Origin of the sequence: Micromonospora craniellae (genome assembly GCF_014764405.1) — a bacterium.
Lineage (GTDB): Bacteria > Actinomycetota > Actinomycetes > Mycobacteriales > Micromonosporaceae > Micromonospora > Micromonospora craniellae.
Genome location: NZ_CP061725.1, coordinates 2,744,103 through 2,765,257 on the forward strand (window position 1 = coordinate 2,744,103; position 21,155 = coordinate 2,765,257).

General features: G+C 72.0%; 18 protein-coding genes and 1 pseudogene. 13 read left to right on the forward strand and 6 right to left on the reverse strand.

Annotated elements, in window-relative coordinates; genetic code table 11:
• The first annotated feature begins 255 nt into the window (after positions 1-255).
• From ID554_RS12195 to ID554_RS12205, 3 genes are read left to right on the forward strand one after another with little or no spacing between them, the layout of a single operon-like run.
• On the forward strand, positions 256-1,626 hold the full coding sequence (locus ID554_RS12195; protein ID WP_191088817.1) for an MFS transporter: 1,371 nt from the start codon (positions 256-258) through the stop codon (positions 1,624-1,626).
• Entirely contained in the window at positions 1,623-3,167 is a 1,545-nt protein-coding gene (locus ID554_RS12200; protein WP_191088818.1) for an amino acid adenylation domain-containing protein, read from the forward strand. The genes ID554_RS12195 and ID554_RS12200 overlap by 4 nt, the downstream gene beginning before the upstream one ends.
• Before the next feature lie 40 nt (positions 3,168-3,207).
• The gene (locus tag ID554_RS12205) at positions 3,208-5,193 is read left to right on the forward strand and encodes an AfsR/SARP family transcriptional regulator (RefSeq protein WP_191088819.1); all 1,986 of its coding nucleotides are present in this window, start codon (positions 3,208-3,210) and stop codon (positions 5,191-5,193) included.
• On the opposite strand, the gene ID554_RS12210 is transcribed toward ID554_RS12205, so the two are convergent.
• From ID554_RS12210 to ID554_RS12235, 6 genes and pseudogenes are all read right to left on the reverse strand, one after another.
• Complete coding sequence (locus ID554_RS12210; RefSeq protein ID WP_191088820.1) at positions 5,162-5,557, reverse strand: RidA family protein; 396 nt, start codon at positions 5,555-5,557, stop codon at positions 5,162-5,164. The genes ID554_RS12205 and ID554_RS12210 overlap by 32 nt on opposite strands.
• Positions 5,558-6,387: 830 nt before the next feature.
• Positions 6,388-8,169, reverse strand: a pseudogene (locus ID554_RS12215) (VirB4 family type IV secretion system protein); the annotation flags it as partial.
• Positions 8,166-9,137, reverse strand: coding sequence for a PrgI family protein (locus ID554_RS12220; protein WP_191088821.1), 972 nt, complete (start codon positions 9,135-9,137; stop codon positions 8,166-8,168). The gene ID554_RS12220 and the pseudogene ID554_RS12215, both read right to left, overlap by 4 nt.
• The gene (locus tag ID554_RS12225; protein ID WP_123111417.1) at positions 9,134-10,048 is read right to left on the reverse strand and encodes a conjugal transfer protein TrbL family protein; all 915 of its coding nucleotides are present in this window, start codon (positions 10,046-10,048) and stop codon (positions 9,134-9,136) included. Before ID554_RS12225 ends, ID554_RS12220 begins: the two co-directional genes overlap by 4 nt.
• A 5-nt stretch (positions 10,049-10,053) precedes the next feature.
• The gene (locus tag ID554_RS12230; RefSeq protein ID WP_123111416.1) at positions 10,054-10,434 is read right to left on the reverse strand and encodes a pilin; all 381 of its coding nucleotides are present in this window, start codon (positions 10,432-10,434) and stop codon (positions 10,054-10,056) included.
• A gap of 740 nt (positions 10,435-11,174) precedes the next feature.
• Positions 11,175-12,053 carry a hypothetical protein gene (locus ID554_RS12235; RefSeq protein WP_123111415.1) on the reverse strand — a complete coding sequence of 293 codons (879 nt, stop codon included), beginning with the start codon at positions 12,051-12,053 and terminating at the stop codon, positions 11,175-11,177.
• A 395-nt stretch (positions 12,054-12,448) separates the two neighbouring features.
• Here ID554_RS12235 and ID554_RS12240 point away from each other — a divergent pair, with 395 nt between their 5' ends.
• The 10 genes from ID554_RS12240 (at position 12,449) to ID554_RS12285 (ending at position 20,734) form a co-directional block, all read left to right on the forward strand.
• Positions 12,449-12,880, forward strand: a complete 432-nt coding sequence (locus ID554_RS12240) for a transposase (protein WP_113974894.1) — start codon at positions 12,449-12,451, stop codon at positions 12,878-12,880.
• A gap of 5 nt (positions 12,881-12,885) precedes the next feature.
• On the forward strand, positions 12,886-13,902 hold the full coding sequence (locus ID554_RS12245; protein WP_113974893.1) for an IS3 family transposase: 1,017 nt from the start codon (positions 12,886-12,888) through the stop codon (positions 13,900-13,902).
• Between the two features lie 569 nt (positions 13,903-14,471).
• The gene (locus ID554_RS12250) at positions 14,472-15,404 is read left to right on the forward strand and encodes a hypothetical protein (RefSeq protein ID WP_117230774.1); all 933 of its coding nucleotides are present in this window, start codon (positions 14,472-14,474) and stop codon (positions 15,402-15,404) included.
• A complete protein-coding gene (locus ID554_RS12255; RefSeq protein ID WP_396824821.1) occupies positions 15,388-16,278 on the forward strand; it encodes a TRM11 family SAM-dependent methyltransferase in 891 nt (296 codons plus the stop codon). The genes ID554_RS12250 and ID554_RS12255 overlap by 17 nt, the downstream gene beginning before the upstream one ends.
• A complete protein-coding gene (locus tag ID554_RS12260; RefSeq protein WP_117230775.1) occupies positions 16,275-17,141 on the forward strand; it encodes an adenine nucleotide alpha hydrolase family protein in 867 nt (288 codons plus the stop codon). Before ID554_RS12255 ends, ID554_RS12260 begins: the two co-directional genes overlap by 4 nt.
• The gene (locus ID554_RS12265; RefSeq protein WP_117230776.1) at positions 17,138-17,686 is read left to right on the forward strand and encodes a DNA cytosine methyltransferase; all 549 of its coding nucleotides are present in this window, start codon (positions 17,138-17,140) and stop codon (positions 17,684-17,686) included. The genes ID554_RS12260 and ID554_RS12265 overlap by 4 nt, the downstream gene beginning before the upstream one ends.
• Entirely contained in the window at positions 17,655-18,431 is a 777-nt protein-coding gene (locus ID554_RS12270) for a hypothetical protein (RefSeq protein ID WP_117230777.1), read from the forward strand. Before ID554_RS12265 ends, ID554_RS12270 begins: the two co-directional genes overlap by 32 nt.
• Positions 18,424-19,599 (forward strand): DNA-methyltransferase, encoded by a 1,176-nt coding sequence (locus ID554_RS12275; protein WP_117230778.1) that lies wholly within the window; start codon positions 18,424-18,426, stop codon positions 19,597-19,599. The genes ID554_RS12270 and ID554_RS12275 overlap by 8 nt, the downstream gene beginning before the upstream one ends.
• Positions 19,596-20,048 carry an XF1762 family protein gene (locus ID554_RS12280; RefSeq protein ID WP_117230779.1) on the forward strand — a complete coding sequence of 151 codons (453 nt, stop codon included), beginning with the start codon at positions 19,596-19,598 and terminating at the stop codon, positions 20,046-20,048. Before ID554_RS12275 ends, ID554_RS12280 begins: the two co-directional genes overlap by 4 nt.
• 209 nt (positions 20,049-20,257) lie before the next feature.
• A complete protein-coding gene (locus ID554_RS12285; protein WP_117230780.1) occupies positions 20,258-20,734 on the forward strand; it encodes a hypothetical protein in 477 nt (158 codons plus the stop codon).
• Positions 20,735-21,155: the final 421 nt, after the last annotated feature.

Here is a 21,155-nt window from a genome sequence, read left to right on the forward strand (position 1 = left end):
GATGCCCGTACGCCCACACCGTCCACACACGGAACCCGATGACCCGCCACTCCCTGCCGCCCGTCGACCGATCTGACCAGAATTGCCGGCACTGACGGGCGGCTTGCGCGGGATCGGTTGACCACCGTCTGGTTCACCTGTCATCTAATTGTCAAGTGCGACCAGCTGAATGGTCCGTTACCGTCTGTTAGCGGTGTGCAATTCGCGGCGAAGCCGCATTTACTCTCATAGTTGAAGACCGTGTGAGGGATTGTCGTGGCCACAGCTCAACCCGCAGTGCAGACGGATTCGCTCGGATCCAGGCGAAACGAATGGATTCTGGTCACCTTCACGGGCACCACGAACATCGCCGACGCGGTGGCCCGGATCGCTCTCCCGTTGCTCGCCGCTCAGATCAGCCGCTCACCCGTCGTGGTCACCGCCGTCGCGGCCATCATGAGCCTGCCGTGGCTGGTAGCCGCGCTGCACGTCGGGGTGCTCGTTGACCGGATGGACCGGCGGTCTCTGCTGATGGGCGCCGAGATCGCCCGAATGCTCTCCATCGGCGCGCTTCTCGTCGCCGTGCTCGCCGCAAGCCCGACCCTGGCGTTGATCTACGCCGCCGCCCTGGTCATCGGCCTGGCTGACGTGGTGGCCGGCATCGCCGGAGTCTCAATCGTCCCGTCGGCCGTGCCGAAACACCGGTGGGAAACCGCCAACGCGCGGATCACGGCCCTGGAATACCTGTTCAACGGCTTCGCCGGGCAGCCGATCGGCGGCTTCCTGGTGGCAGTCGGATTCGGCCTGGCACTCAGTGTCACCGGCTTCGCCTACGTGGCCGGCGCGGTCTTGCTGCTCCTGCTGGTCGGTAACTTCAAGGTGGCGGCCACCACCCGCAAGCGTTCGGTCAACGAGGACATCCGCGACGGCCTCCAGTACCTCTGGCGGCACCGGCTGCTCCGGACGATGGCGCTGCTCATCGCGATCATGGCCGGCTGCTGGGCCGCCTGGCTCGCCCTCATCCCGGTCTACGCCGTCGGCGGCCCGCTGGGGCTCGACGAACGGCAGTACGGCTTCCTGCTCACCTGCCTCGGCGCGGGCGGGGTGATCGGCACCGTCATCGTCGGGCCCGTCAACCGGTGGATCGGCCGGCGCTGGTCGATGTTCACCGACATCGTCGGTGCCTTCGCCCTCGTGGCGGCCCCCGCGCTGCTGCCCGCCGCGCCGTCCAGCGCCTGGGTTATCGGCGCTGCGGCGTTCATCGCTGGTGCCGGCGGCACGATGTGGACGGTCAACGCGCGGTTCATCACGCAGTCGCTGGTGCCGGCCGACATGCTCGGTCGATTCAGCGCGGCGAGCCGCCTCGTGGCCTGGGGAATGACTCCGGTCGCCGCAATCCTCGCCGGCATCCTCGCTCAGGTCTTCTCCTACCAGGTGGCGTACGGCTTCTTCGCGGTGCTCTGCGTATTGCTGATCTACCCGTTCTTCAAGGTGGTCACCCGTGAGCGGATCGCGGAGGTCGACGGCCCGGCCGAGCCGGCCGACGCCCCGGTGCCCCGCGGGGGCCCAGACGGGGATGGCAGCGCAGGCACTGCCGACGACGGCGGGGACCTGCCGGAGGCGGCAACGACCGGCGGCTCCCGGTGAGCACGGCCAGCCCGACTCTCTACCAGGGGTTCACCGACACCGTCCGCCGGCATCCCGACGCCCCGGCCCTGCGTGTCGCCGGGCACGAGCTCACGTACGCCGAACTCCTGGACCGGGTCGAGCGGCTGGCCGGCCGGCTGGTCGACCTGCACGGTCACCCGCCCCGGGTCGTCGGGCTCTGTGCGTCGCGCAGCCTCGCGGCGTACGTCGGCTACCTCGCCACGCAGCGACTGGCGGCGACCGTCGTACCGCTCGGCCCCGACACGCCGGCGGAACGGATCCGGCGCACCTGCGCCCACGCCGGGGTGGACGCCCTGCTCGCAGACGACGCCGGCCGGCGGGTGGCCGACGAGGCGGCCGAGCCCATCCGTGTCCTGCATCTGCCCGACACCCCTGAGCACCGCTGGTACGACGTGCCGGCCGAGCGGTGGACGCAGGCGTACACCGGCGGCCCCGACGACGTCGCCTACACCCTGTTCACCTCCGGCTCCACCGGCACGCCCAAGGGGGTGCCGGTCCGGCACCGCAACCTGATTCCCTACCTCGCGCACTCCGTCGAGGTCTACCAGGTGGGCCCGGGCTCGCGGTTGTCGCAGACCTTCGAGCTGACCTTCGACCCGTCGGTGTTCGACATGTTCGTCGCCTGGCTGTCCGGGGCGCTGCTGGTAGTCGCCGCGCCCAGCGACGCCCTGGCCCCCGTCCGCTACGTCAACGACAACGGGCTCACCCACTGGTTCTCCGTACCGTCGGTGGTCTCCCTGGCCCGTCGCCTGCGCAGCCTGCGGCCCGGCAGCATGCCGGGTCTGCGCTGGAGCCTCTTCGCCGGCGAGCAGCTCACCCTTACACAGGCGCGGACATGGGCGGACGCCGCGCCGGGCAGCATCCTGGAGAACCTGTACGGGCCGACCGAACTCACCGTCACCTGCACCCGCTACCAACTCCCCGCCGATCCGGCGCGCTGGCCTCGCACCAGCAACGACACCGTGCCGATCGGGCGGATCCACCCGCACCTGGAGGGGGTTCTGCTGGCAGCCGCCGGGGACGACGGCGAGCTCTGCGTACGGGGCAGCCAGCGGTTCGACGGCTACCTCGACCCCGCGCAGAACCACGGCCGGTTCGTCGAGCACGACGGTCACCGGACGACCTCGGTCGACGGCCCGCCCGGCCCGATGAGCTGGTATCGGACGGGGGACCGTGTCCGACGGGAGGACGGCGAACTGGTCCACCTGGGCCGGCTCGACGACCAGGTCAAGATCCACGGATACCGGATCGAGCTGGGCGAGATCGAGTCCGTCCTGCGCCGGCATCCGGGCGTGCACGAAGTCGTCGTCCTGGCGCTGCCCACCGTCGCCGGGGAGGTCGAGCTGCACGCGCTCTACACCTGCGACACAGTGACGGAGCCGGAGCTGGCCGCGCTGGTGGCCGACCACCTGCCGCCCTACATGGCGCCGGCCCGGTACCACCGGGTTGAGTTCTTCCCGGTCAACGCGAACGGCAAGGTCGACCGTCGGCGGCTCGCAGACGACGTCGGGCTGGTTTGAGCGGCAGCGCCCCCGAAGTTCACGAATCGAGAGAGCAGAGATGCCCATCCCACGGCACGCACCACCCGCCCGCCTACGTTTCCGGTTGATCGGGCCGGTGGAGTTCCACGATGGTGTCCAGTGGCGGGGGATCGGCTCGGCGAAACAGCGCGCCCTGCTGACGATGCTGTTGCTCAAGGCCGACCAGGTGGTCTCGCTCGAACAACTGGTCGCCGAACTCTGGGACGACCAACCGCCGGCCTCGGCCAGCGGCCTCGTCGCCGGTTACGCGTGGCGGCTGCGCCGCGCCCTCGACGACCGCGACGGCCAGTTCCTGACCACCCGCAGCCCCGGCTATCGGCTGGTGGTCGCCCCGGAGACGATCGACATCGGCGAGTGCGAACGGCTGATCCGGCAGGCCCACGCCGATCTCGCGGCCGGCCTGCCGGAAGCCGCCGTCGAAGGGTTTGACGCGGCGCTGGCGCTGTGGCGCGGCGTCCCACTGGCCGATGTCCGGCCGACTCCGCTGGTGATGGCCGAGGTGGCCCGACTGGAGGAGACCCGGATCGCCGCGATCGAGGCCCGCATCGGTGCCGAGCTGGAACTGGGCCGGCACAGCATGCTGCTGCCGGAACTCAAGGTGCTCGTCGGCCAGCACCCCCTACGGGAGGGCCTGCACGCCCACCTGATGACCGCCCTGTACCGCGACGGGCAGCAGGCGGTCGCCCTGGGCGCGTACCGGGACCTGCGTCGGCTGTTGGTGGACGAGCTGGGCATCGAACCCAGCGAGTCGCTGCGGGAGCTGGAACAACGGATCCTGCGCAACGACCCGTCGCTGCGGCTGCACCACCCCGGGGCCCGTCCGCCTGCCCGAGTCGCCACGTCGAGCCCGCAGGCCTCCCGGATCCCCGCTGACCCGGTGACTTTGCACGGGCGGGGCTCCGAGCTGGCGCGGCTGGTCGGCGGGGTGCGGTCCGGGCGGCTCGGCGTGGTCCAGGGCCTGGCCGGCGCGGGGAAGACCGCCCTGGCCGTACGCGCCGCCTACGAGTTGGCTGCGGAGTACCCGGACGGGCTGGTGTTCGTACCCATGGGCGGGGGGATGCCCGACGGGCCGGCGGAGGCCGCCTGGGCGGTGCGGGTCCTTGCCGAGACGATCGGACCTTCACCGACGAGCAACCACCCCGCGTGGAGCTGGTCGACCTTGCTGACCGGCCGTCGGGTTGTGGTTGTCCTCGACGACGTGGCGACCGCCGCGCAAGTAAGTGTGCTCGGGCCGGTGCCGGCCGGCAGCGCCCTGATCGTCACCTCGCGATCCGGGATGACCACTCTCGACGGTGCCGTCCGGGTCTCGGTCGGTTCGCTCGACCTCGAGGACGCACTCGACATGCTCCGCTACCACCTCGGCACCGAGCGGGTGGACGCCGCGCCCGAGGCGGCACGGACGCTGGTGCGGCGCTGTGACGCGTTGCCCCTGGCCCTGCGGATCGCGGCCGCCCGGCTGGCGACCCGGCACAACTGGTCCCTCGCGGCCTTCGCCGCCCGGCTGGCCGATCCCGCTGGTCGCCTCGACGCTCTGGTCTGCGAGTCGATGGCGATGAGGGATTGTCTCGCCTGCGCAGTGCGGGTCCTGGCCCGATACGGCGACAGCGACGGTCTGGCGCTGCGTGCGCTGCGCCTGCTCAGCCAATTGGACCGGTGCACGGTCAGTGTGCCTAACCTCGCCGCGCTGTTGGGGCTGCCTCCGGCCGTCGCCGAGGTTGCCGCCGAACGCATGGTCGACGCGGGTCTCGCTGAGGCACTGCCGGATGGCCGTTACCGCACCACCGAAGTCGTCCGGGCCTATGTCCGTGAGCTGGGTGGCGGCCCGGAGTGTGAGCGGGCCGTCGCTTCGTCGCCCAACTGCCCGCCGCGATCGCCCGGCAGCGCCGGTGTTCCCGGGGCATCCGCCCACGGCAGTGGTGACGTGGGGCCCGGTCAACGGCCCGTGGTGCAGCGGCCTGGATTTCGGCCGCCGGTCAGGCGACGGCGATCGCCTCGATCTCGATGATCCACTTCGGGTCGAAGATTCCGGCGACGATCACCGTCAGGGCCGGATGGTGCGCGCCGAGCACCTCGTTGCGGACCTTGGTGTTGACCTCGGCATGCTGGCGGTCGGCCAGAAAGGTAGTGACCTTAATCAGGTTCTCGACACCCATGCCGGCGTCGGCGAGCACGGCCCGGATGTTGTCCCAGACCAGTCGGCACTGCGCCTCGGGGCTGGACGGGACCTGGCCGTCCCTGGTCTGGGGAATCTGCCCGCTGATGAACAGCATCCGTCCGGCGGTCTGCACCTCCAACGCGTTGTGGTAACCGCCCGTGGCCTCCGGTACCGACTCGGGGTTGATCGGCCTCATCTGCATGGTCTCGATCACGGTGAAGTCCTTTCGATTGTCCGCGGATTCCGGATTTCGGCCTGTGACTTTAGTCTACGGGTCGGTCCGGTGGTCCCGATCCCGGTCGGTCAGGGTGCGCGTCGTTCAGGCCCCTCACCGGTACCCGGACGGGGGTGGGCGTACCCGCGGGGGTATTGGCGTCGAGCCGCCTGGCGCAGTCCGCGGGCGTCCACTCGGGGCCGATTCGGTCAACTGCTGAGTCGGCTGTTGCGCACGGCGGGGGCCGACGTTGTGTGCGGCCCGGGCGGTTGGCTGTGGCCCTGGTCGACGCAGGTCGCGTGTATCCGGTCGAGTGCTTGCGTCATGGCAGTTTGTGCTGGGTGCCGCGGTGAGCGGCGGCGGTCTCATCGCGTGGGCGTCCCGCGCGGCCCCGGGCTGCACTGTACGGCCTGAACGGCGCGCCGTTCCTGTCAGCGCCCGTTGTCGCCTTCGGCGGTGTGGTCACCGCTGGTGTGTGGGGCTGGACCTCAACCCACAGCATCAACGCTGACTCTGTCAGAGGAGGGCGGCGAGCGTCACGGTGTGCTCGTCGTAGGTGTCGCGGACACCAACGGCGGTGCCGCCCAAGCGGCGCCGCTGCCAGCCGGATCGCCCTGAAGCGCCGCGTGCGTCGATCTGGGCTCGCCACGCGCCCGTCGTCCAGGTGGTCGGGTGCCGCAGTGGTCCCAGAACGCGCCCCGCTCGTCATCGTCGCGCCAGGCCGTCCAGATCTCAGTCGCCAGCACGGGCGGTCCGGACGGACGAACCAGGTCGTCGACTGAGGGCCCCAGTGGCCCACCCGCACCGAACGCCCCATAATCGTACAGGTCGTCTTCTTCCTCGTCGAGGTCGGCCAGTTCGGCCGGGTCGGTGGTGCACAGGGCGTGCTCGGCGTCGGAGGAGATCGACTCGAAGCTGGTCCTGTTCACCCCGGAGATCAACAAGCCGTGGCCGCGGCGGGCCGCCAGCAGCAGCCGCCGCTCGCCGTCGGTGAGCCCGAAGGCCTCGCCGACGGCGTCGATGGCCTGCGGTGCCTGCCGCAGCAGCACCTGGGTGGCGGCGTTGGACACCACGGCCTGGCCGAGGTCGGTGCCCAGCACGTCGGCGGCGTCCTGGGTGACGACGGTCAGCCCGGCGTTGCGCTTGCGGGCCGCCTTCGACATGCGGAACAGGAAGCGGGCGCCTTCGCCGTCGCGCATCAGCAGCCACGCCTCGTCGACCACCACGAGCCGCCGCCGCGTGGGGCGGTGCGGGGCGTCGACCGTGCGCCAGATCGCGTCCAGGGCGAGCAGGGTGCCGACGGTGCGCAGTTCGTCGGGCAGGTGCCGCAGCGACCACACGACCAGGTGCCCGACGGGGGCCTGGGTGGTGGGTGCGTCGAACAGGTCGGCGAAGCTGCCCTGCACCCACGGCGCGAGCCGGGCGGCCAGCGTCGCGGCGGCAGGGTCGTCGTCGGCGCGCAGCGTCGCGGTGAGGTCGCGCAGCAGCGGCGCGGGCCGGTGGTGGGTGGCCGGGTCAGCGGTTATCCCGGCGGCCCGGTAGGTGGCGAGGATCGCCCGGTCCAGCGCGGCGCGTTCCGCCGGTGGCGGCTGGTGGCCGAGCAGCACGCTGATGAGGGTGTGCAGGAACAGCCCGCGGCGGGTCAGGACGTCGGGGCGCCGGTCGCCGGCCGGCAGGTCGAGTGGGTTGATCTTCACGCCGGGCAGTCCCAACCGGACGATGCTGCCGCCGACCGCGTCGGCGAGTCGCAGGTACTCGTCCTCGGGGTCCACCACCGCGACCTGCACACCCTGGTAGAGGTTGCGCAGGACCTCCAGCTTGACGAAGTACGACTTCCCGGCCCCGGAGCGGGCCAGGACGATCGAGTTGTGGTTGTCCTGCGTCCAGCGGTCCCACCAGACGATCCCCGAACTGTCGGGGTTGACGCCGTAGAGGACACCGCCGGTGGCCGGCGGGTCGCCGGGCAGCGGAGCGGGCAGGTCCGGGCTCGACAGGGGAAAGGCGGCGGCGAGGGCCTGGGTGTCCATGGTGCGCAGCATCCGCAGCCCGTCCGTGGCCAGGGGCAGGGTGGTGGTCCAGCCGGGAAGCTGCCGCCAGGTCGCGGGCTGCACCTCCAGCAGGGTGGACGCGGCGGCGGCCCGGACCTGCGCGCACGCCTGCAGTAGTTCGTCTTCGGTGCGGGCGTGCACGGTCAGGTACAAGCCGACGCGGAACAGCTTCGCCGCGCCTCGGGCCAGCCGCTCGGCCAGGTCACCGGCATCCGCAGCGGCGGCATCGACGTAGGGGTCGGCCAGCTTGCCGCGCTCGGAGTCGGCCCGCCGGGACGACTCCAGCCGTGCCCGCTGCTTGCGCAGCCGCACCGCGGCGATCGGCGCCGGCAGCGGCTCGATGTACAGCGCGAGGTCGAGCCGGCCCGGCCAGGACAGCAGCGGCTCCAGCCACGCAGGTCCCACCTCGGCCGGGTATCCGGTCACGACGAGGGTGGCGGCGAAGCCGTCGCCCACGCGCAGCCACCGGGGCGTGACCTCGACGGTGGCCGGCGCGACCGCCGACGCCAGCGAGCCCCGCTGGGACTGTGCGCTGTCGCCGCCAGACCTTCTCTTCCTGATCATGGGCTCTTCCTCCTGGTGCGGGTGCGGGTGGGTGCGGCGGCGGTGATGACGGCGTCGGGTCCGGCCAGGCCGCCGGGACGCGGAGGCCGGTACGGGTCGGCCGCGGAGGCCAGGGCGGCGGTGACCGCAGTGCCGTCGAGCACCCGTGGGGTAACCCCGAGGCCGGACAGGGCGCGCACGGTGTCGTCGGCGCGGCGCCGCGCGGCGTGGTGGCCGTGCTCGCCCGCGGCGGTGCGCGTAACGATGAGGACCTGCCGGCGCAGCGGGTCGCGGCGGGCGGCGAGGTCGCCGAGGAACGCGGCGTGATCGCCGCACGCCGCCCGCAGGTGCGGGTGCGGCTGGGCGTGCGCGGCGGCGGCGAGGGCCCGGCTGTGGGAGGCCAGGTCGACCGGTTGCGCGGACACGACGATCTGCGTCGGGGTCGACAGGCTGTTGAGCCACCGACCCCAGCCCTCGATCAGCGCCGCCTGCTCACCGGGGGTGCGCAGCGCGAGGTTCACGGTGGTGGTGCCGACGATCGCCGCCCGCGCACCGCCGAGGCTGACCTCTCCGTCCTCGTCGATGGCGTCGGCGGGCAGCCGCAGCGGCGCCGGCAGCGGCGCCCGGCCGGCCTTGGGGGTCTCGATCCAGTCCGGCGGTGCGCCAGCGTCGGTCGATGCGGCGGTGGACAGTGATCGGGGTGTGCGGGTGTGGCCGATGGCGTGCAGCAGCCACACATCCATGGACAGGCCGTCGCGGCGGCCGAGCGCCAAGCCGGTGACCAGCCCGCCGAGCACCACACCGGCGCCGATCAGGACCGGCGCCGGCACGACGCCGTGCAGCGTGCGCCACGCGGCGTAGAAGCAGAGCGCGCCAGCGGCGACGATCGCCAACTGGTGGAACGTCAGGCCGTAGGCGACCTTGTCGGGGGCGTCGACGTCGGCGTGCACGCGTGCCCTGATCGGCGCTTCGGATTCGGCTCGGGTCATCTGATGGTCCTCCGTAGGGTGTTCAGGCCGGGGATGGTGCGGGCGATCTGCTGCACCACGACGACGCGCACGACCGCGCCGAGCATGGTGCTCGTGCCGCGTCCGGTCTGGCCCGCCCAGCGGGCCATCAGCCCGGGGATCTTGACGGTGGTCCAGAGCAGCACCACCACGACCAGGAGGTTCAGCGTGCCGCCCGGGTCGACGGGCAGGCCGAACACGGGCAGCATGGTCGCCGGGTCGAGCAGTGTCTGCTGCCCCGCGGTGAGGAAGAACGCCTGCGCCACGGGTATCGCCAGGCATCCGGCGTAGGAGCGCCACCAGAGCCGGGCGAGGCCGTCGGTCTGCGGCAGCGCGTGGCAGGCCAGCGCCAGCGGCGCGATGCTCGTCATCACCAGCAGCGCCACGAACCGGCCGATCAGCTGGAACGCGGCCGTCACGACCAGGACGGTGATGAGGAGGATCAGGACCAGGAACAGCAGCGGGACGGTGCGGTCCTGTGCCGCCGCGAGGTGGGTGCGGATCGCGGTGAATGCGCCGTCGCCGTCGTAGCCGCCCTCGCTGATCGCCGCGGTCAGGGCGTTGGCGAGTTCGATGAGCTGATCGCAGGCCAGCTGGGAGAAGTGCGCGGCGGTGAACCCGACGACCAGTCTCGGTAGGAGGTCCTTGACCGTGTAGCGGGACTGTTCGCCGCCGCCGGCGACCATGACGAGTACGCCGGCGGCGACGAACGCCAACACGAAGACGGTGTCCACGATCCAGACCGACCGGCCGGTGAGCGCCTGCACCTGCGGCAGCCCGGTGACCTTCGGTGTGGTGAGCAGGATGCCGGTGATGAGGTCGAAGATGGTGTTCAGGCTGGCCAGGATCGCTGTGGTGAGCCAGTCAAGGGCCTGGTCGAGGAACCATCCCATGATGATCAGCCCCCGACGATGCCCTGGATGACCTGCAGCAGGATCGGTGCGAGGACGGCCAGGCCGTAGCCGATCAGCGCGTTGCGCAGGGCGAGCTTGGCCTTCTCGACCTGCGACGGGTCGCCACCGGCGGTGGCCCAGTACACGCCGGCCAGGACGAGGAAGAGGGTGGCGATGGCGGCCAGGATGCCCATGACCCAGTTCTGCAGGTTGGCGATCACCACCGGCAGCGAGTTCGCCGCCAGGTAGACGGCGCCACCCGGATCGGCGTACGCGGCGGCCGGCACGGCGAGCGACAGGCCGACGCCGGCCAGCGGCACGGCCGCACGCAGGGCGAGACGAACGGCTCGCGGGATTCGGAGAGTGCGGTGTGGGGTGCGGGACATTGCGGTTCACCTCCCGCCGCGCCCCGGCCACGAACAGGCGTGGCCGGGGGGCGGCGATTGCTCGAAGCGGTCCGATGGGACCGCCGCCGGGCGCAGGCGAGGAGCGCGCGAACCGCATGAAGCCCCGGGAGGAGCTCGTCCTCCCTCATGGGTGGGTTGCGGTCATCAATGTGGTGTCAGCGCATCAAGTGGCGCGGCACCCGAGGCCCGCGGATCGCGGCTGCTCGTGTCGCCCGGCAGCGGGCGGGACCGGCGAGCGGTACGGCTCGCGAAGAGTCCCGCACCCCCAAACCGGGATTTGTGAGCCCTCGCGAACACTTCCCCCGCCCACACCGCTCCGGTGCGGTCTCACATCGCAGGTCAGGGCTTGTCTCCCCGACGGCAGCGCGCCAGGCAGGCGAGGGCTCACAGCCGGATCGGAATCGCATGCCTGGGAGCGGTGTGAGCGCCGCCGACGCTCACAGCTCTTGACACCGCCGCCTCGGTCCCCCCTGAGCCGAGTGCTCCCGACGATGTCGGACAGGTCCTCACCGCGGAAGCGGACGGGGCCGAACGGGCGCTCCGCAGGACGTGGCTGCGGGGCAGCTCGACTGGGAATCCGGCGCTGTCCTTCCCGCGTCAACCTGCTCCAGCGCGGGCCCTGCCTTCGCAGCAGCTGCGCCGCGAGCGGCACCGGGCATACGAGAACGGCCGCGGCGCGACGTTGCACGTCGGGCCACGGCCGTTCTCGGCCAGCGGGGTCAGGCGGCTGCTGCGGCGTGCTGCCGGGCGGCTTCGCGGCGGGCGGCCGCGGCACGTCCGGCCCGGCGCCGGCCGCGCTGCTCGGCCCGCTGCCGCAGCCGCTGCGTGGTCTCCGGCGACGCGACCCCGGTCAGCAGGCCGTCGGCGAGGGCCTCGGCGATGCGGCTGTCGATGCGCGACAGCCGCATGCGCAGGGCGTCGACGCTGAGGCCATTGCTCGCGGCGATGGGCTCGATCGCCCGTCGCCCGAGCCGCACGTCGATGTAGGCCTGCTCGTCCTCAGGATCGAGGACCCCGAGAGTCACCGCGCGGCGGACCAGCAGGTCCGGATGCCCGTACGGCACCCGCGGGGTGCGCGGGCCGGGGGCGATGTGCTCGATGTCCTCCACCGGCACGTACTCCTGCTGCTGCAGCCGCAGATCCCGACCGGCTCGCCACGCCGCCTTGCACAGGCTCGCGTACGGCGCGGGTTTGGTCAGGTCCGCCCGGTCGCGCAGCGCGGCCAGGAACCCGGTCAGGATCTCGGCGTCGATGTCCGCCGGGTCGCCGTCGTAGCCCTCGCACAGCTGGCCCGCGTACTGCTGCAGCGCCGGCAGCGCCATGCCGACCGCGGCGACGACCCAGTGCGGCCCGTCGAGCCGGGCGCGGCGGATCAGCTCCCGCCACACCTCGTCACGCGCCGTGTAGGCGCGGGGGTGGCGCAGCAGCCAGTCCCGCAGCGCCGGCAGCGGCATCACCGGCTGCGGGAGCTTCGTGTCGGAGAAGAACGCCGTGCAGTCGAGGACCAGCGGGGCGGGCTCGCAGGTCAGAGCGGCGAAGGCGGTCTCCGCCGCGTCGAGGGCGGACGTCGGCCAGTTCGTAGCGTCGGACGCGCTCATGTCAACACTCCTGTGACACCGAAGGGATGCGATGCCGTCGCCGGCGATGTCGCGGCGATCGGTGTCATCGATTGCGCCACAGAGGGCTCACAAGGAACTGACAGAGCTGCTCAGGGCGCTGTTCGTCGCCCTGACCCCCCGGCCTCTGTCAGTGGCCCGCCGCGCGACGCGGCACCGCCTGTGACCGTCGGCCGCGAGTCTGACAAAGGCCGGTTGACCTGCCCTGTGACACGCCTGACAGAGCCCGTCACCGGGCGGTTCGCGGGCGCTGGCACAGGCGCGCGCCGCGACCGTGTGAGACGGCGTCCGCGATCCCCTCCCTGTCACGCTGATGTGAGACAGCCCGTCTACCAGGGGATACTCTTCCTGGACGGCCCTGAGGAGAGCACATCAGCATGACGTCGAGGCCCCATGAGAGTCTGGATCCGGACGCCCGGCCCCAGCGGCGGACATTCACCGCGGAGTTCAAGGCGAGGATTCTGGACGAGTACGAGTCGGCGCCGGATGCGGCGGCTCGCGGGGCGATTCTGCGCCGGGAACGGCTGTACGGTTCACACCTTCTCGACTGGCGCAAGGCGCGGGATGCCGGAGCCGCGGCCGGCCTGACGGACCGGCGGCAATCGGCTGCGCGGGCGGCGAAGAAGGCCGAGAACGCTGAACTTTCCCGTCTTCAGCGGGAGAACGCCCGCCTGCAGGCCGAGTTGAACAAGACCCAGACCGCGTTGTCGATCATGGGAAAAGCTCACGCGCTCTTGGAACTGCTCTCCGAGAGCGCGGATGCCGTGGCGATGCCGAACTCGTCCTCGCCGAGGCGCAGGCGGCGCTGACGCCGTTGTGGGGCATCGCGCCCGCGTGCCGGCTGACCGGCCTGTCCAGGGCGACGCTGTATCGCCGTAGTGCCCCGCCGCTGGTCTCCCGGCCACGGGCGCCGCGTAAGCCGCCGCCGTCCGCGCTGACCGAGCCTGAACGCCGGCAGGTCCTGGACCTGCTCAACAGCCCGCCATACGTGGATCTGGCCCCGGCGCAGGTGTGGGCCCGCGAACTCGACGAGGGCCGCTGGTGGTGCTCGGAGTCCACGATGTACCGGATTCTGCGGGCCGCCGGGCAGACCGGCGAACGCCGCAGCCAGGCCACCCATCCGGCCCGGACCAAACCCGAACTGGTCGCCGACGCCGCGAATCAGGTGTGGTCGTGGGACATCACGAAGCTGCGCGGCCCGGTCAAGGGCGTCTGGTTCCACCTTTACACGGTGATCGACATCTGGTCCCGCTACGTCGTCGGGCACATGGTCGCCGCCCACGAGGACGGCCAACTCGCCGAAGCGCTGATCGCCGACGCCGCCGCCCGCGAACGCGTGAACCCCGATCAGCTGACCGTGCACGCCGACCGCGGCGCCGCGATGACCAGCAAGACCGTCACCCAGCTGCTGACCGATCTCAAAATCGGCCGCAGCCACAGCCGGCCCAAGACCTCCAACGACAACCCGTACATCGAGGCCAGCTTCAAGACACTCAAGTACGACCCCACGTTCCCAGAGCGGTTCGGATCGATCCAGCACGCCCGACAGCACTGCGAAGCGTTCTACAGCTACTACAACCACGAACACCGGCACTCCGGGATCGGCCTGCACACCCCGGCATCGGTCCACCACGGCACCGCCGGACAGATCCGTGAACAGCGGCAACGCACCCTCGACGCCGCCTGGGCCGCACATCCCGAACGGTTCGGACGCCGCCGTCCCCAACCACCCCGGCTACCGGACCGGGCATGGATCAACAAACCCGACAACAGCCACCCGGAACAGGCCGTGACCTCGGCCGGAGCCCCTCTTCCACCAGCACAAAGCTAAACAAAATCAAGAAATTGTCTCAGTTGACTTGACAGGTTCCGATCTCACAGGGGACTCGCAAGGTCTGTTGTGACAATCCGGTCGGCTCACAGCGCCGCTGTCACAGCCCGGTCGCCGACGGCCCGCCCGAGCGGCAGTGCCCGTGACAGGCGCAGGCGCCCTGTCACGGCCTGGACACCCCGCACCCTGTGACAGGCGGCGCCGCGCCGGTGACATCGCCCCCGGCACGCGGCGCTCGACGACGTCTCACAGTGCTGGCCACAGCGCTTGTCCACCTCAACGTCCGAAGCGTTCTCCGCACCGGCGCCGGCACCCGTCAGCACCTTCTGTCAGTGACACAGCGTCACTGACAGAAGGCGAGTGGGGATCGAGCCGGTTCCGTCGCGCTAGGGCGGCTGCCATGGCTGTCGTCACGTCGCGCGCGCCAGACAACGCAACGGAAATCAGGACAAGCTGGTGCCGGGGCGCCCGCTGTGTGCACCTGTGGGTTCGGCAAGTGTTCGCCAGGGCTCACAAAACCCGGTTTGGGGGTGTCAGCGCTTCACGGCGCGGCGCGGAGCCGACACCACATGAGCGAGCACACGCCGCACCCGCACCACCAGGACGGCCACACCGAATCGGCCGACTCCACTCTCATCGACCTGGTCGCCGGCGACCCGCCGGTCCCGATCACGGTCTGGCGCACGGCCCGCACCGACGCCGAAACCCACACCAGCCTGCCCACCCGTCTGGCCTACCGCCTCGTCGCCGCGTACAGCCGGCCCGGGGAGGCGGTCGTCGACCTCACCACCGACCACGCCCTGGCCCCGGTCTGCGCCCGAGGCGGGCGCCAGCACCACCGCGCCTGGTTCACCGACAGCTCCACCCTGGTCATCGGACCCGCCGCCACCGGCCAGCCGGCGGCCACGACCGTGACCGACCCGCTCACCGCCCCCGGCGAGGCGGAGGCCGGCGACACGCAGGACCCGCCCGAGCTGGTCGACTGGTTCGGCGACGACCTCACCGACCCCGACCTGCCCGGCGCCGACGCCGCGGTCGTCCGGCCACCCGACGACGGTCCGCTCGACGCGGCCACCAGCCTGGTGGTCGCCACCTGGCCGCTACACGAGGCCGACACGACCGCCCGGGTCCGCCTCGCCTGGCTCCTCGCCGCCTGCGCGCGGCTGCTGCGCCCCGGTGGCTGCCTCGTCCTCGTCGTCGGCGTACCCGCCGGCACTCAGCCCACGCCGGAGGACTTCGGCCCGCTCGTGGCCGCAGCCTCCCGGGCCGGGCTGGGCTACCTGCAGCACATCGTCGCCGTCGAGGCCGACACCGACGGCGACCAGTTCGTCTACCACGTCGCCGACAAGGAACTGCTCACCCTGGCCCACGCCAGCCCCGAGCAGTGGTCCGTCGCCCACCTGCGGGTGCACGCCGACCTGATGGTCTTCACCCCGCACCCGGCTCCCGCGGCCGAGTCGCGGCGGCGCCGCGACCGCGACGGCGGTGAGCGCCGTGCCTGAGCACACGAACCGCGAGGCCGACGGCCTGTCGGTGTGGGCCACCGCCCAGTCGACCGGGCCCGTGCAGCGACGCGGCCGGTACGTGCCGGAATCGGTCAAGCACCCCGCCCGGATGCTTCCCGCGATCGCCGCCCACGCCATCGCCGCCTACACCCAGCCCGGTGACCTGGTCCTGGACCCGATGTGCGGCATCGGCACCACCCTGGTCGAGGCCGTCCACGCCGACCGCGACGCCTTCGGCATCGAGTACGAGCCGCAATGGTCGAACATCGCCGACGCCAACATCCGCCACGCCCACGACCAGGGCGCCAGCGGACGGGCATCGGTCATCCGCGGCGACGCGACCCGACTGATGTCCCTCGTCCCGAAGGCCCTCACCGGGCAGGTGGCGCTCGTGGTCACCTCGCCGCCGTACGGCCCGACCGTCCACGGCCTCGTCCGACCCACTGCCGATGGGGTCGTCAAGTACGACGACCGCTACGGCGAGGACAAGGGCAACCTCGCCTACCGCGACCTGACCGGCCTCGCCGACGGCTTCGCCCAGATCCTGCGCGGCTGCGCCACCCTGCTGCGACCCGGCGGCGCCGTCGTGGTCACCGCCAGGCCGTGGCGCAAGCGCGGCGAACTGGTCGACCTGCCCAGCGCCGTCATCGCCGCCGGCCTGCGCGCCGGACTCGTGCCGACCGAGCGGTGCGTCGCCCTCCTGGCCGCGGTCCGCGACGGGCAGCTCGTCGCCCGCCCGTCGTTCTTCCAACTCCAGCAAGTCCGCAAGGCCAGGGCCGGCGGCATGCCGATGCACCTCATCGCGCACGAGGACGTCCTGATCTTCGCCAAGCAGGCGCCGCCGCAGGACGGAACCGGGGTGGTCGCGTGAGCGCGCCCACCCACCGCTACCTGTCCCTGGGCGCCGGCGTGCAGAGCTCCACGCTCCTGCTGCTCGCCGCCCAGGGCACGATCCCCGGGTTCGGCGCGGCGATCTTCGCCGACACCGGCTGGGAGCCGGCAGCAGTCTACCGGCACCTGAACCGCCTGACCGGCATCGCGAAACAAGCCGGCATCGAGGTCGTGCGCGTCAGCACCGGTGACATCCGGGCTGACGCGCTCGACCCAGGCCACAGGTTCGCCTCCATGCCCCTGTTCACCCTGGGACCCAACGGCGAGCGGGGCATGGCCCGCCGGCAGTGCACCGGCGAATACAAGATCAAACCGATCAAGGCGGAGGTGCGGCGCCGGCTGGGCTACCCGCACCCCGCGCGTGTCCCGGCCGGGGTCCGGGCGGAGATGGCGATCGGGATCAGCCTCGACGAGATCGGCCGGGCCCGGGACTCCGACGTCGCCTACATGCGCAACGTGCACCCGCTGCTCGACCTGGGCTGGCGACGCACCGACTGCCTGCGCTTTCTGGCCGGGCACGGCCTCGCCGACACCCCCAAGTCGTCGTGCGTGGGATGCCCGTTCCACGACGACGGCTTCTGGCTGGGCCTGCGCGAGCGCAGCCCGCAGGAGTGGGCGGACGCGGTCGCCTTCGACCGCGCCATCCGCAACGGCTCCGCGCGGGCCAACGCCGACGGGCACCCGCTGCGCGGCCAGTTCTTCCTGCACCGGCAGCGGGTGCCGCTCGACAAGGTGGTCCTGCGCCCGCGACCACAGCCGGCGGATGCCCCTGGTTGTGGTCCGTGGACCTGCCCCCACGACGAGCCGGCGACAGCCGGCCCCGGACGCGGGGAGGTGGCGTGAGCATTGCCCACACCACCGCCCCGCGCATCGGATCGGTCTGCACCGGATACGGCGGACTCGACATGGCCGTCGAACTGGTGCTCGGCGGCCGGCTCGCCTGGTACGCCGAGACCGACCGGCACGCCGCCACCGTCCTGGCCCACCACTGGCCGCACGTCGCCAACCTCGGCGACATCCGCACCGTCGACTGGACCCGCGTCGAACCTGTCGACGTGCTTACCGCCGGGTTTCCTTGTCAGGACATCAGCAACGCCGGAAAACGCGCCGGCATCACCGGCGAGCACTCCAGCGTCTGGAACCACGTCGCCGCCGCCGTTCGCGTCCTTCGACCGCGGCTGCTCTTCGTGGAGAACGTCGCCGCGCTCCTGCGGCGAGGACTCGACGTCGTTCACGCCGACCTGGCCGCGATCGGGTACGACACGAGCTGGCTATGCCTACGCGCATCCGATGTCGGCGCCGCCCACCGCAGAGACCGGCTGTTCCTGCTGGCCACCCCCACCACCACCGGAGGGGGTGCGGACGTTGCCGACACCGTGCGCCCGTGACGGCAAGGGCCCCGGCCACCCGTACGGCCTGCCGGACCTGGTCGAGCCGACCGGCACCCGCCACGGCCTGCTGCCGACGCCGACCGCGGTGGCCTACGGGTCGAACATCTCCCCCTCGGTGGGGGCGGCCCGCCGGCCGTCCCTGGCCGGCATCGCCTCGCGGCTGCTGCCGACGCCGAGAGCCAGCGACACCGGCACCCAGGGCCGGCGGGCCGGCGCCGGATGGCGACCGCCGCTGTCGCAGGTGCTGCTGCCCACCCCCAGGGCGACCGACGGCACCAAGGGCTGCCCCGGGCAACGCGGGTCGCACGGCGACCTCACCCTGCCGTCGGCAGCCGTGCAGGTTCCGGTCCGGACGCTGCCCACTCCGCGCGCCTCCGACGCACACGGGCCGGGCAGGCACGGTGACGGTGGCGCGGACCTGCGCACCACCGTGGCCGGGCTGGGCCAGCCCGACGCCGACCGGTGGGGGGTGTACGCCGCGGCGGTGGCCCGGTGGGAGCTGCTGCTCGGCCGCCCGGCGCCGGAGCCGACCCAACCGGGGCGGCACGGCAAACCGGTCCTCGCGCCGCCATTCGTGGAATGGCTGATGGGCCTGGACACCGGCCACGTTACCGACCCCACGCTCGCGGTGCCGCGCACCGCCGCGCTGCGGGTCCTCGGCAACGGCGTCGTCCCCCAACAGGCAGCCGTCGCGCTGCGGCTGCTGCTGTGCCCACACCGGTGGGCGGTGCGGCATGACTGATGCCACCGCGCTGGAGCACTACCGGTACCGGCGGCTCGGCCCGGTCGAGCTGTATCTCGGCGACGCCCGCCAGGTGCTCGCCGCGATGCCCGACGCCAGCGTCGACTCCATCGTCACCAGCCCGCCGTTCTGGTCGCTGCGCGACTACGGCACCGGCAGGTGGCACGGCGGCGACCCCGCCTGCCACCACCCGCTACCGGCGCCACGGCGGGTCGACGGGGCGTCCTGCGGCCTGTGCGGCGCGACGTGGGGCGACCCGCAGTACGGGCTCGAACCGACGGTGAACGAGTACGTCGACCGCCTCGCGGCCGTGTTCGACGAAGCCATGCGAGTACTCGACCCGGCCGGAACGCTGTGGCTCAACCTCGGCGACAGCTACACCGGCGGCAGCCGCCGCGCGTACGACACCCGCAGCGGCATCGCCGGCACCCGCCAGCTGCCCGCGGTCCGCAACGGCTCGCCGTTGCCGGCGAAGAACCTGATCGGCGTGCCCTGGAGGGTGGCGTTCGCGCTGCAGGCGCGCGGATGGTTCCTGCGCAACGCGGTCATCTGGTCGAAGACGAACCCGATGCCCGAGTCCGTGCGTGACCGCCTGTCCACCACCTACGAGATGGTGTTCCTGCTCACCAAGTCCCATTCCTACTACTTCGACCTCGACCCGATCCGAATACCGCTGGCTCGCCCGGAAGCCGCCGACGGCACCCGGATCATCGGCGGGGCAGGCAAGGGCCGCACGGGCGGGATCGGCGCCACCGCCCGCCGCCGGGGCGCCACCGCCTACGGCAGCGGCAAGTACGCAGCCGAGCAGACCGGCGCCGAGCCGCGAGCCGGTCGGGGCAACCTCGTCCCCCTCGGCCACGCCCACACCGCCGCCCACCCCAAGGGGCGAAACCCCGGGGATGTGTGGCGCATTGCGACCCGCCCCTACCGGGGGTCGCACGTGGCGCCGTTCCCGATCGACCTGCCGCTGCGGGCGATCGCGGCCGGCTGCCCGCCCGGCGGACGGGTTCTCGACCCGTTCTCCGGCGCCGGAACGACCGGACTCGCCGCGCTCCGCCTCGGTCGGCGCTACCTCGGCGTCGACGTGCGCTCCGAATTCCACGAAGAGACGATCATCCGGCTGCGCCCGTACCTGCCCGACGACACGTCGCGGGAGGAGGGCGGGTGAGCCTGCGGACCGTGCCCGTCACCTTCGCGCAAGCATGCGCGTTCGTGCAGGACTGGCACCGACATCACCGGCCGCCACGCGGCCACAAATTCAGCATCGGAGCAGCCCGCCAGGACAACGTCCTGGTCGGCGTCGCCGTCGTCGGCCGCCCCATCGCGCGGATGCTCGACGACGGCCTGACCCTCGAGGCGACCAGGGTCGCCACCGACGGCACCCGCAACGCCAACTCGCTGCTCTACGCCGCAGCCTGGCAGGCGACCCGAGCCCTCGGCTACCGACGCCTGGTCACTTACACCCAGCACGGCGAATCCGGAGCCAGCCTCCGAGCGGCCGGGTGGCGCGTCGTCGCCACCCGGCCGCCCGCACCCGGCTGGTCACGCCCCAGCCGCCCCCGCGCCGATCACGGCACCGCGCACATCGGCCGCCAGCGGTGGCACGCCCCGAACTGAACGCCCTCGTCCCCGGCCTCCACCCATTTCCCCGACCACCCTCGCCCGGGCGGGCGGCACGCCGTCGGCTGCCGCCCGCCCGGCTCATCTCATGGTCACGAAGGAGAGACACCATGTCCAGCAACCCGCCTCATCAACCGGCTGCCACCTCGACACCGGGCAGGCGCGCGCCCTCGCGCCCGCGCCGCCGCCAACGACGGACCTTCCCCGTGTTCATCGTGCGACCCGCGACGATCCCCACCCCGCCCTTGACAGCCGCGCAACGTAACCGACGTCGGGCAGCCGACCAACTCGCCAGCGAGCTGACCGACGCCGCCCGGCAGGGCCGACAGTGCCACTACAGCGAGCTGGCCTTCGTCGCACCGATGAATCTCATTCCCGAAACGCCCACGATCATCGCCGAGGCATCGCAGGTTGCCGCCGCACCGCCGCCCGCCAGCCTGCGGGTAGGCCGAAACCTACGCGGCGAGCCCGTCGCGGTCGTGCTGCACGGCGACCGATGGAGCCTGGTCGTGCAACCTAACCGCGCGGCGGCAGACCGGCCCGCAACCAGCTGGGCCTTCCTCGACGGCTACGGCCAGGCTTTCGACATGGCCTACCTCGTCTTCTGCTTCGACGACGACCCCAGCGTCCTCGGCGTCACCTGGACCGACATGATCAACCACGTCCTGGCGCTGGCCTCCTGAATCACCTCCCAGAGCAGCCTGTCCACCACACCCACCCTGCTCATCCCCAGCCTGCCCGCCACCGCGCCGGCAACGCGGAGGCGGGCAGGCGCCGGATGTGGTCCGAACCGCCACCCTCGGCCGCCACGCTCGCGCAGGACCCGCCGACGGCCCGAAGTCCGCACCGGGGGCAGCCGGGGGTGACGTCGCCGCTGCTGGTTTCCGTACCCGCCTGAGACAACAAGCGCCCACGCGCGCGCAACGTCTGACGGCTCCCCCTGCCAACGGCCACCTGTTTCTCCACGGGCGGCCAGTTGTTCTCCCCGCTGTCCGCCACGTCTTCTCCCTGCCGGCGGCCACGAGACATCACCGTGCGCAGACCCAGTCGAACCGCGTCCAGCTCGCTCAATGACCGTCTGAGAAATGTCAGGAGTACCCGTCC

Excerpts from the sequence above, each read along its gene's own strand:
- ID554_RS12205 (WP_191088819.1), top strand. The coding sequence starts at position 3,208 with ATGCCCATCCCACGGCACGCACCACCCGCCCGCCTACGTTTCCGGTTG.
- ID554_RS12220 (WP_191088821.1), bottom strand. The coding sequence starts at position 9,137 with ATGACCCGAGCCGAATCCGAAGCGCCGATCAGGGCACGCGTGCACGCC.
- ID554_RS12225 (WP_123111417.1), bottom strand. The coding sequence starts at position 10,048 with ATGGGATGGTTCCTCGACCAGGCCCTTGACTGGCTCACCACAGCGATC.
- ID554_RS12230 (WP_123111416.1), bottom strand. The coding sequence starts at position 10,434 with ATGTCCCGCACCCCACACCGCACTCTCCGAATCCCGCGAGCCGTTCGT.
- ID554_RS12235 (WP_123111415.1), bottom strand. The coding sequence starts at position 12,053 with ATGAGCGCGTCCGACGCTACGAACTGGCCGACGTCCGCCCTCGACGCG.
- ID554_RS12240 (WP_113974894.1), top strand. The coding sequence starts at position 12,449 with ATGACGTCGAGGCCCCATGAGAGTCTGGATCCGGACGCCCGGCCCCAG.
- ID554_RS12250 (WP_117230774.1), top strand. The coding sequence starts at position 14,472 with ATGAGCGAGCACACGCCGCACCCGCACCACCAGGACGGCCACACCGAA.
- ID554_RS12275 (WP_117230778.1), top strand. The coding sequence starts at position 18,424 with ATGACTGATGCCACCGCGCTGGAGCACTACCGGTACCGGCGGCTCGGC.